The sequence below is a fragment of the Sivoneniella epilithica UHCC 1019 genome (assembly GCF_040830845.1).
Taxonomy (GTDB): Bacteria; Cyanobacteriota; Cyanobacteriia; order Leptolyngbyales; family Leptolyngbyaceae; genus ULC077BIN1.
Genome location: NZ_JBFPDP010000020.1, coordinates 77,707 through 89,094 on the forward strand (window position 1 = coordinate 77,707; position 11,388 = coordinate 89,094).

Consider the following 11,388-nt stretch of genomic DNA (forward strand, 5'->3'; position numbering starts at 1 on the left):
GTCTGATTGGATCGTCAAGTAGATGGAAGTGTGCGTATATCTACGGCTTTAATCTGGAGTTAGGTTAAATGCTGTTTGAACGTATCGCATTCTTTCCATTCACTAAAGCAACTTATGTCTTTTTCCAACACTCCTCAATATGAATCCAAACGATCGGTTACCTTGTCTAACCAAGACTCTGGCGATAGCGGTTCGGAAACTGTCTTTCAAGCAGATAAAAATTCTTCTAAATGTAAATCCTGCTTAGAAACCTGCTGGCAAACTACACGCAACTCTAAAAACCTGTGTTTGATTGCTTGTTGGCAGCTAGAAAATATAAGTACAGGATCTAGGGGTGCGTCATGCTCGTACCCAGATTGATAGAATTGAGGTTAGATTATTTTTATTAACCTATGACGTTTGTGATTAGCAGCTTATTTTTTGTTCCCTATCCTTTTGTGATTGGTGTTTTACCTGGTTTAGATACGTTGTTATCTACGCAAGGTATTATGGTAGGGCTGCTTGCAGCCTATGCAGGCGCAATGTGGATGTTTTTGACTAGCGCTCCTAAAGTTCATACGGTGATGGTGTCTGACTTGGAGCTAGCTCGGCGACTGTATGAAGGAATGTTGGAGTTGCCTGCGGCAGATGTGCCGTTGCACTACTACTACAACTATGAACAATCTTTAGGCACCGCTATGATTGATCCTATTTATGCTTCCCCAGGAATGGGGCGCTCTGTAGTTGGGACAACAGGGCTGACGGATGGCTTGTGGTATCAGTTGAAAAAAAATACTCAATTGCATATTGTTTCTGGGGCAAGCTTAGGAGAAAAAAATCGACAGCGCCATGTATCGTTTGATCGCGATTGTTTAGAGCAAGTGTTGCTGAGAGTTCAAATGCGCGGGTTGAAATATAAGATTCGGGATGAGAAGCCCTTAAATTTTTTGATTAAAGACTACGACGGCAACGTGATCGAAATGATAGAAGTCTCTAATTAAAACGCTTTAGAACGCTCATGGGAATCGCGATCGACTTTGGGACTAGCAACACGGTAATTGCCAGATGGAACCGAGCTACTCAACAGTCTGAAACAATTACATTACCTGGAATCTCTTGGAAAACGGCGCAAAACCCATCCCTGATTCCCAGCTTGGTTTATGTGGAAGATGCGAATCAGGGCAAGGTGATAATTGGACAGGCGGTGCGCGATCGCGCATTAGATCTTGCCAGCGATCAGCGGTTTTTTCGCAACTTCAAACGCGGGATCGGCTCACCGATTCAGGGATTCTTGCCAGAACTGGATGGACAAGCGATTCGGTTTGAGCAAGTAGGGCAATGGTTTTTAGTGGACGTGATTCGACAACTTAAAGCCAGCGATCCTGAAGTAGCTGAGTCAGTAGTTTTCACGGTGCCAGTGGACAGCTTTGAAGCCTACCGTCTGTGGTTGGGTCAGGTATGTGAGGTGTTGCAGCTTGACCAAGTGCGGATGCTGGATGAACCGACAGCCGCAGCGCTGGGCTATGGATTGAGCGATTCCCATCAGGGATCTGCTGTGCAGAATCGCAAAACGTTGTTAGTTGTTGATTTTGGCGGCGGCACCCTGGATCTATCGCTCGTCCAATTAGACAGCACTCAAGCCAGAGCGAAACCCTTGGGCTTTATTTTGAAATGGGGACAAAAATCCTTTGCCGAACAATCGGGTCAGCGACCCAAAATTGCTAGAGTACTAGCAAAAGCGGGACAAAATTTAGGCGGTTCCGATATTGATAATTGGTTAGTCGATTACTTTGCAGAATCTCAGGGTTTGGTAGTTAGCTCATTAACTGCTCGTTTAGCAGAGCGCTTAAAAATTCAGCTTTCCTTGCAGCCTCAAGCCCAAGAAGTTTATTTTAATGATGAAACTTTTGATACCTATGATTTACAACTGACCCGCCCCCAGTTTGAACAAATTTTAGCGCAGCATCAGTTTTTTGATCGCCTACACGATTGTATGAGTCAAGTTTTGCAACAAGCGCGGCGGCAAGGATTGGAGGTGCAGGATATCGATGCTGTGCTATTGGTGGGCGGGACGGCACAAATTCCAGCAGTCCAAGCTTGGGTACAGCAGTATTTTGATGCTAGCAAGATTCGGTGTGAAAAGCCATTTGAAGCGATCGCTCAAGGAGCACTGCAACTGAGTCAGGGTGTGGAACTTAAGGATTTTCTCTATCACAGTTACGGCATTCGATTTTGGGATCGGCGCAACAATTGCCATAGCTGGCATCCGATTATTAAAGCAGGACAAGCCTATCCCATGGCAAACCCGGTGGAAATTGTCTTAGGCGCGTCGGTCAACAGCCAGCCCAGCATTGAGCTAGTGGTAGGAGAACTTGGATCGGATGCCGATCAAACAGAGATCTATTTTGATGGCGATCGCTTAGTGACCCGCCGTCTGGATAGCAGCCAAACTCAAGTTCAGCCGTTGAACGATCGCGATAGTGCCCGAAGCATTGCCCAACTCGACCCGCCAGGAAACCCCGGACGCGATCGCATCAAAGTTCAGTTTCGCATTGATGACCAGCGCTTCCTCCGGATCACCGTTGAAGATTTGCTGGCGCTTCGCACCCTCGTAGACAATCAGCCAGTCGTTCAATTGAGCTAATTCAGTCTGTTAAAATAAACCGATTGGACAGAGAAAAATGGCTCAACCGTCATTACGTCCACGTCTTCTTTTTACTCAAAGATCGCTCTCACCCGAGCAATTGAATGCTCTTGATATTTCGCTAGAAGATGAATGACAGGCGATCGACTCTTTATTGGTCTAATTTTTATGTAAAGAAAAGCAAGCACTAATTGAGGTGCCCGGTAAGCCTAAGAAACGACTATAGTTCCCCATCGTTACAGCATAAGAAATGAATTGGTGAATCTTTTTGCTGATGCCTATTGGAGCTTGCATTTCAACGGTTCTTTTCTGACCTAGTTTTATAATGAGCCTTGCGGGTAGATAGGGTAGTTGGAAAAAGTAAAAATTCCACATCAGATGCCAGTTGAGTTGGTGGGATAAATCCTCAATCATGTTGAGGGTATATCGTCGATAATGCCCATAAAACTCATCATAGTTAGACCATAGCTCAGGGCAAGCAGGCACCGTAACAATGACATGGGTCACATTTGGAAACAGTGCAATTAAATCTTTTAAGAAAATATCAGGATTGGCAATATGTTCAACGACATCTAATAGGAGCAGCAAACTATAGCGATCGCGCTCAGCTTTAGATAGATCTTCTGCTTTTTTCCCAGTAAAAATATATTGCTCAATGTCTTTAAACGGCTTGGCTTCAGCAGGCTCAACTCCAATACAATCGATCGCCTGATTTCTGAGATATTTCACCGTAACGCCGCGACCGCATCCCACATCTAACACCGATGCCTGTTGCTTGGATAACTGCCTAATTTGCTGTGTAAGCAACCTATTTCTGGCTAAATGCCACCAATGATTTTCCACGCCATCTGGATAGGAAAGCTGATATTGATCATCACGAAATTCTGCTTTCATAGGGGGCTAATGCTGCGATCGCTCCAATTTGAAGAGGCAAACCTTTAATAGGTTAACTGAAATTTTAGCGATTGCTAAACGCTACCCAAGAACTCTAGATAAGTATTGCTTAATTCTTTTACTGCTAAATCGTAGAATTGTTGACCTTGTTCGGGAGTTGCCAAAGCTGGATTAGATCCCATACGACCATCGGGATAGCGACGGCGAAAATCTGCGGCTCCATAAATCCGGTGGTCTTTAGACACATTTGGATCTAGCACAGCCTGTTTAATTGCGTTTGGATAGAGATATTGCGTTAAAGCGACTTCGCTTGGGGTTGCGTGGGAGCCTTCCTGGTCACCATAGAGGCGTTTTGCCAAACTGTAAACAGAACCACACATATACCAATTGCTAACCTGACAGCGTACTTGCTCGGCGTTGGTCATGTTTAAATCAGCCAATGTTGCATAAACTTCTGCAAAGGCAGCCTTTAAAGTTGCCACATTGCCGCCGTGCCCATTGATGAAGAAAAACTGGGTAAATCCTGCTTTTGCCAAGCTGGTAATGGTATCTCGAATAACCAAGATTAAAGTACTAGGACGAAAGCTGATGCTGCCCGGAAACGCCGTGTGATGAAGCGCCATACCTACATTAATGGTCGGAGCTACGATCGCTTGGGTTGATTCTCCCACGCCACGGGCGATCGCTTCTGCACAAATCGCATCCGTTCCGATTAATCCAGTCGGTCCATGCTGCTCAGTTGAGCCAATTGGAATAATGATTCCTGTGAATTGGCTGAGATAAACTTCAACTTCTGTCCATGTACTGAGGTGCAGCAACATTACTGTTCGATCCTTAGATTATTAATTCTTATATTTAGCCTTCTATATTATGAGTCAAGCCGGAATTAACTGATTAAATTTAGCTGCAAAGGATTAAATGCAGCTAGACCGCTAATAAACTCAGATTTTTCTAATGAATTAGAAGCACACGATATTAATCGCAAGCTTTACCCACGCTTTGCAGAGTGGCTATTCTCGAATCTAGTTGCTGCCTATCAAAGAAAAGGAATTGCTGATAAAGACATATAGACACTAGAATAGTTGGTACAATCCGATACTTAAGACCATTCGATTCGCAAATACTGTCAAGATTGGTTTAATTATTGGATAGTGGATCATCAGAACAGCATCTATCAAGTGTTGAGTTGCTTATCACTCATCTACTCAATGCCTGTTTAGCTAAGGCTTTAATGCCAAATCACTTCTCGATAAAGGTTTGCTCTTGCCTACCAAACAAAATGTTTTTGCTGAGTTTGTCTTGTCACAAGTAATGATTTCAAGGGGGCTTCTCTCCCGAAAGCACCTTGGAGTTCTCAACGCCTCTAGGAACGCTACAGACTGGTGTTCAGACTTTCGACAATTTTTTTGGGATCGGATGCATTTTTCTATTACTCAGACTTTAAGCAGGAGTTGCCTATGATAACTGCTTAAATAGGGGTATGGATGTGTATAGGTCGCGATCGCCTTCCTATTGAGACCTATGGCAAATCAAAAAAATTGATTTTTAGCGACTAAAGTTTTCTGCTTGTTTGTGAAATATTGATAACTAAGTGTTCAGGAGAAGCAACCATGCTACACCGCAAGATCTATCAGCTTTGTTGTGATGGTCGAGAAGTCTGGATTTTCTTGCGGGATCAGCAGCGCTGGATAGAACGAGCCCGCATCCTAGACATTGAAGGGGATTTGGTAACTCTGCGCTATGAGACTGACGAAGAAGATGAGAATTGTTCTTGGGAAGAAATGGTACGGCTAGAAAGCATTGGTGCTGTTACCCAAAAGCTAGCATCGGTGCCAAAGGGAGATGTGGAACCACTGGTTTCTGATGATTGCCCAGAGGCGGAGCAAATCCCAAATAATCGCCTCCCAGATCCCAACCCCGAATAAGCATCGACTATTCAAACCAATTAGACTAATTGCATCGATCGCGTCCTACCTGTAGGAGATCGATGCAATTTTTTATGTTTTTTGCCGCTCATCTTGAATACTTTACATAGTTAGTTGCTGAGAGCCGCAATAATTACATAGCTCAGTATGTTATTTAATAGAGCGATCGGCGAGGGTCAAAATCTGGACAATTAATCGCCTCTTCTGTTAGCGCATTAGACGGATGTACCGTACATTTAAGCTGATAATTGCTTGTAAAAAAACGACAGTTTGAACAAGGAATTTGGTGCATTTTTTGCGTTAGCGTTACTGCATCTCTAACTGCCATCCACAAATTCCAAACCATTAGTAAAACAATCAACCAAGCTGCCACAAAGCACAATGGAACCACAAATGGCTGAATTGTTTCGATAATTGGTTTGAGGATCTGAAACACCGCAATTACCAGTTTGTAAGAAACATCTACATGAGAACAAGATATTCAAAGAAGCATTAAGTCTCTGTAATAATTAACGCCTAATTCAACTTAATTTGGGTATCTCTAAAGAAAGATTGGCTACCCTAGTAGTGACACATCTCTATTATTGCCTTCATTAAGCTCCATGAAAGTATCCATATCATCTAACCCCGCTCAATCCCGCCAAGTTCGGCAACAATTAGCAAACCCAGATGAGTCATTGACTTATGAGTTGGGCAAAGCGGTTCAGGAATTGCCTCCGCTTTATACTCGTTTGCTAGCAGGCACCATTAGCGTGATGGTTTTTGGAACAATTGCTTGGGCATACTTTAGCAGAGTTGATGAAGTTGCCGTTGCCCAAGGTGAATTGATTCCTTCTGCCCAAGTGCGACCTGTACGATCGCTGGGGGGCGGTACGATTCAGCAGGTATACGTCAAAGAAGGTAAGAGTGTTAGAAAAGGCGAGATTTTGCTAGACGTTGAGCCTGAAAAAACGAAGGTAATCGATGCCGATATTGCCCGTCTTGAAAAATCTTCTAAGCTCATTCAAGATGATCTCAATCGCTTAGAAGCGGAGCGATCGGGAAATGGACGCACTGGAACTGCCATTCAAGACGAATTTTTGAACGCTCGCCTTAAAGCGTTTGATGAACAAAAAGCGGGTGCTGAAGCCGAAGCGAATCAACAAACTGCCGCGATCGGGGAAGCCAGAACGCGCCTTTCTAGACTGCAAGAGAATTTGGTCAATGCTCAAGAAAATCTTAGAAATGCTGGGAAGAATTTAGAAAATGCTAAGGAGCAAGAAAGAGGATTGCGAACGTTGTTGACTGATAAAGCAGTGCCTCGGCTGGAATACATTCGCGCAAAAGATAATGTTACCAATGCCGAAGACAAGGTTGTTTCAGCGCAAGATAAAGTTGTTTCAACTCAAAAAGAACTGGCAGGACAGTTAGATCGCATTCGTCAGTCAGAGCAAGCCTATCAAGCGGCGAGAAGTAAAGCGGATGGACTTGCTTCTCAACGCCAAAGCGAAATTCTAACCACGTTAACTAAGCGCAAAGAAGAAATTGCCTCAACAAAAGGACAGCTAGAACAATCTAGGAAACAGCGCGAATTGTCGAAAATTACTGCTCCTGTGGATGGCACGGTTTACTCAGTCAAAGCCACCAGAGGTCCAGTGCAGCAAGGTGAGGAATTACTCTCAATTTTGCCTAAAGGAGAAGAGGTTGTTTTAGAAGTCAAGGTTTTGAACCGCGATATTGGCTTTATTCGAGCGGGGCAAAAAGCAAAAGTGAAAATGGCAACGTTTCCTTTCCAAGAATTCGGCATTGTGGAAGGCACTGTGATGAAAGTTAGCCCTAATGCGATCGTGGAAAAGGATCAAAATGGTCAATCTCAAGGACCTGTTTTTCCGACTCGTATTCAACTAAAAAAACAGGCGATCGATGTTAATGGAAAAAAAGTAGAACTCACTCCAGGCATGTCGGCAACCGGGGAAATTGTCACCCGTCAAAAGTCGGTTCTAACCTTTTTGATAGAGCCTGTGACTCGCCGATTTAGTGAGGCTTTCCAAGTGCGCTAGGAAGTTTTCTCTTTACAGCAAAACTTCGATGGTGCCTTGCTGTCCATCCATGCGAATTCGTTGCCCATCTTGTAATCGTTGAGTCGCGTTTTGCACATCCATCACGGCAGGAATTCGATATTCTCGTGCCACGATCGCCCCATGGGAGAGCCGCCCACCAACCTCAGCAATTACACCACCCACTCGCGCTAATAACGGTGCCCATCCAGAATCGGTGTAAGGAACCACAAGGATTGTATCTTTGCCAATATCTGGAAGAGATGCCAAAGTTAAAACGACTTTTACTTGTCCTTCTACGACTCCAGGGCTAGCACCAATTCCTTGAAGCTGCTGCACTGCGGGTCTTTTGCTTAATGTTGGCATGGGTGGGGCATTGCCATACATTAAAAAAGGAATGGCTGGAATCTGGCGATCGCGCTCTAATTGCGATCGCCGCTGGGCAATCACATCACTTGCACTCGTCTTAAGTGCCAACTCTTTCGGTTCAAGCAAGCATCGAACTTCCTGCACTTCTAAATAAAAAATGTCGCCCGATTGCAATAATTGTCCACTCTCTATCCATTGCTGTTCTAATGCCACAAAACTCCAACGCAGTTCAGCCAGCAACCGACTATAAATTTCAGTCACTCTACCTTTAATGTTCACGCGGCTTTGAACCGTATGCGTAGATCTCTGAGATTGAGCCAATGCAAGCGGTTCAGAGTTTGGAGCCACACAAAATTGAGCAAACAATTCGCGGATAGGAGTTGGGTTCTCCTTCCAGGTGGGCACTGCAATATCAGTACCCACTTCGCTTAGATAACCATACTGTTCCAGCAATTGATCAAATTTTGCCAGAATTATTTGTCCATCCTCTGTTGTATTTAGCGTCTCAAACAAAGTGATGGATGAGAGGGGCACAGTCTCAACTGACGATTTGGGCAGAATTGACCGAGCGGAATTTGCTAATGCTTGAAGCGATCGCAGTGCCGCAATTTCTGGAGTGGCACCATTGTCTAAGCTGGCATCATCCACTTTAAATAATGCCTTCCGCAGCGCTGCACTCAGCGGAGCCAAAATACTGTAATACGTTGCTTGTTTCAGCAGGTCTAAAATAAAGTCGATCCGGTTTAACAATTCAAGCTCAGTCAAGTTCGCAGCAGGCTGCTGAGTGAATTTGGTTAAGGCTGGAGTCATTTGCAGGCGATCGCTCCGGGCAAAATCTTTTGCTAAACTTAATTCACGTCCTAGCAACCGCAGCAGTCCAAGCGAATTTCGGAGCGTTGAAATCAATGGCGGCTTGCTAAATTTTGCACCTTTTGTTAAAAACTCTAAACTTTCCGGTGGCAACCCCATCTGCCGAAAAATTTCCCCTAATAAAGACGCATTAAAGTAAGCGCGGGAATAATGTAGTGTTGCTGTCTCGTCAAAGTTCAACCCAAGCGATCGCTTGCCCAAAACCAGGGTAAACAGATCGCCCCACACCCCACAGGTCAACGGACGGTTAATCGACCAAGTAAGCGGACGAATGAGTCCTGGAATCACTTCTGCGGCTATTTTTCGCGTCCAAATCGGCAATAACGTGGTGATTGGACGACTTTGCAACAGCCAAAGGGTTTGTCCGTCATAGCTCCATTCCAAATCTTGGGGAACGCCCTGATAATGAGCTTCCAACTGTCTCGCCCAATAAGCAACTTGCTGAATAATTCGAGGTGGCACTTCCCCAACTCCCTCCACCTCTAAAATCAAATCGTCTGGCATCATCCAGGGTTGTGAATCGTTGGACGATCGCGCAATTCGTGAAACGTTAGCGAAGCTTTCTATAGGACTCTCTACGGGAATCGCTGACCTATCAGATCGCTGCAACAATTCATCTTCAATAAATACCCGATAGGTTTCCGGCGTTAACCTACCCGAAACTACCTGACTTGCATTCCCAGGCAATGCCTCAACGATAACCATTTCCCCACTTTGAAGAATAGGATCACGGCTAAAAGCAACACCCGAAAAGACCCCACGAACCTGCTGTTGAATCAGAACCGCCATTGTAGTATCTGGCAGTCCGCGATCGCGCCGATATTGGGCAGCAGCCGATCGATTATAAGATTCAAAACAACGATTAATTGCGGGTTGCAATCCTTCACGCTTTGTAATGTTAGGAACACTCTCATACTGCCCAGCCGCAGATGCCGCCGCAGAATCTTCTCCGATCGCAGACGATCTCACAATTAAAGGGAACTGCGGTGATGGATTTAATCCTGAAAGCAAAGCTTGTGGATCATCTCCCACCGCCAGCACCCAACCCATTGGCACTGGATAACCCAACCTTTTGAGATCAGCCAGCGTTGCTGCTTTTTCCCCATATTGCTGAACATCTAACAAATCATTCAAAGAGCGAATCGCTCGGCGTTGAAACGGATCTTTCAATGAATCTCCTTGAAAAAACTTAAATGCACTACGAGAACTCGCTTGGACAGCCTGAGAATTTAAACTCAGATCATCAGGAATTTTGGTATAGATCCAGCCCAGCAGAAATGCCAATGCCGCAGTTGCAATAATCAGATCTTGCTGTTCTGGATGGAGTAAAACAGTGACTAGAATCAACACTCCTAAAACACCAAACTGAACCTGTTTGCGATCGCGTAAAACTGTAAATCCAACGCCACCTATTAAACAGACAAGACCCGCCACAACCGGATCATGGACAAAATATCCCCATACTACATTCGTTGTTCCTGCACCTCCGCCCACCCAATACCGTCCCATCACCAGCGCTATCAGTGCCACGATTTCCCACACTGCATCAGCAGGAAAAAAGAATCTCGCTAGCAAAACAGCAGCAATTCCCTTCAGCGCTTCCGCACAGACTGCCAATATCCCTGCAAACCGCCCCCCATGATAAAAAGCTGCCGACACACTAACATTGCCAGTACCCAACAGCCTTAAATCTTTTGAAAATAAGATATAAATTAGCCCATGAATCAGTGGCAGTCCACCCAATAAAGGGCAAACAACAAAGATCACTAGCGCTCCCCAAACCTGCATTAGCGTCATCAGCTTGATTCTGAACGAAAGCTTTCAATCTCCATGGCACACCTAAACAGTTAATTCTCTTACTCCAGTACACCAATCTGCTTTTCTCCTGCAATCCTCTTGAGCCTAATATTCTCGACTTGCCGCCAACTCAGGTCTATTTTGAATTCCAGGTAAAACCTTTGCATCCCCAGTTTCGATATAGCCGACATAGAACGCACCCGCTGCAATATCAAGAGAATTGGCAACCACATCTCCTTCTAAACGAGCCGTAGGACTAAGAGTTAACCTCCCCTGTGCCACAACTCGCGCTTTAATCACACCATGCACAACCAGATTACGAGCACGTACCTCTGCTCCCTCCACAAGACCTGTCGCAGAAATTTCCATGTCACCGCTGACATCCACGGTGCCATGCACAATTCCATCCACTCTTAGATCTCCATCCACATGAAGATTCCCTTGAAATTCACTATTTGAAGCGAGATAGGTCAGAGAGGGAGCAACCTTACTTTTCCCTTTGTTAAACATAATATTCTCCACATAGACATGAAAGCGTTGGCTAAGATCAGCAAATAAATTATTATGTAGCGCCATTTCCCTACTCTCAATGTCACCTATCACCCAATGCCATCCTACCTATATCAAAAGTTTTTCGTGGTTTTTAAAAAGACTTTATTAAAAAAATCAGAATTCTCACCCTGTTGATGAATGCTACAAGGTTACTAATGAATCTGGTAGCAAATAAATTTATTCATTAAAAAGCCCTCCCAGTCAGGGGAGGGCATAGATTTACTCAACAGAGCAAGTCACAAGACTAGCCGTTGATAGCAGGAGCCACTAGAGCAACTGGAGTCGCCTCACCCGCAGCCAAATCCAACGGGAAGTTGTGGGC

General features: G+C 44.8%; 9 protein-coding genes. 4 read left to right on the forward strand and 5 right to left on the reverse strand.

The window, feature by feature from the left end:
• Positions 1 to 392: 392 nt before the first annotated feature.
• On the forward strand, positions 393 to 980 hold the full coding sequence (locus AB3R30_RS14020) for a VOC family protein (RefSeq protein WP_458649814.1): 588 nt from the start codon (positions 393 to 395) through the stop codon (positions 978 to 980).
• Between the two features lie 17 nt (positions 981 to 997).
• Complete coding sequence (locus AB3R30_RS14025; RefSeq protein WP_458649815.1) at positions 998 to 2,623, forward strand: Hsp70 family protein; 1,626 nt, start codon at positions 998 to 1,000, stop codon at positions 2,621 to 2,623.
• Positions 2,624 to 2,782: 159 nt separating this feature from the next.
• On the opposite strand, the gene AB3R30_RS14030 is transcribed toward AB3R30_RS14025, so the two are convergent.
• Together AB3R30_RS14030 and AB3R30_RS14035 are read right to left on the reverse strand one after the other, a co-directional pair.
• Positions 2,783 to 3,517 carry a class I SAM-dependent methyltransferase gene (locus AB3R30_RS14030; RefSeq protein ID WP_458649816.1) on the reverse strand — a complete coding sequence of 245 codons (735 nt, stop codon included), beginning with the start codon at positions 3,515 to 3,517 and terminating at the stop codon, positions 2,783 to 2,785.
• Positions 3,518 to 3,591: 74 nt separating this feature from the next.
• A complete protein-coding gene (locus tag AB3R30_RS14035; protein ID WP_458649817.1) occupies positions 3,592 to 4,338 on the reverse strand; it encodes a creatininase family protein in 747 nt (248 codons plus the stop codon).
• Positions 4,339 to 5,127: 789 nt separating this feature from the next.
• Here AB3R30_RS14035 and AB3R30_RS14040 point away from each other — a divergent pair.
• Positions 5,128 to 5,442: a DUF6679 family protein gene (locus AB3R30_RS14040; RefSeq protein ID WP_458649818.1), complete on the forward strand. Its 315-nt coding sequence runs from the start codon at positions 5,128 to 5,130 to the stop codon at positions 5,440 to 5,442.
• Between the two features lie 154 nt (positions 5,443 to 5,596).
• Here the strand turns inward: AB3R30_RS14040 and AB3R30_RS14045 are convergent, their stop codons facing one another.
• On the reverse strand, positions 5,597 to 5,878 hold the full coding sequence (locus AB3R30_RS14045) for a hypothetical protein (RefSeq protein ID WP_458649819.1): 282 nt from the start codon (positions 5,876 to 5,878) through the stop codon (positions 5,597 to 5,599).
• Between the two features lie 166 nt (positions 5,879 to 6,044).
• Between AB3R30_RS14045 and AB3R30_RS14050 the strand changes: the two genes are divergently transcribed.
• Positions 6,045 to 7,481: an HlyD family type I secretion periplasmic adaptor subunit gene (locus AB3R30_RS14050; protein ID WP_458649820.1), complete on the forward strand. Its 1,437-nt coding sequence runs from the start codon at positions 6,045 to 6,047 to the stop codon at positions 7,479 to 7,481.
• 12 nt (positions 7,482 to 7,493) lie between these two features.
• Here AB3R30_RS14050 and AB3R30_RS14055 read toward each other — a convergent pair whose 3' ends face one another.
• Both AB3R30_RS14055 and AB3R30_RS14060 read right to left on the reverse strand, forming a co-directional pair.
• Positions 7,494 to 10,514, reverse strand: coding sequence for a glycerol-3-phosphate acyltransferase (locus tag AB3R30_RS14055; protein WP_458649821.1), 3,021 nt, complete (start codon positions 10,512 to 10,514; stop codon positions 7,494 to 7,496).
• A gap of 105 nt (positions 10,515 to 10,619) precedes the next feature.
• Positions 10,620 to 11,090 (reverse strand): bactofilin family protein, encoded by a 471-nt coding sequence (locus tag AB3R30_RS14060; RefSeq protein ID WP_458649822.1) that lies wholly within the window; start codon positions 11,088 to 11,090, stop codon positions 10,620 to 10,622.
• Between the last annotated feature and the right edge of the window lie 298 nt (positions 11,091 to 11,388).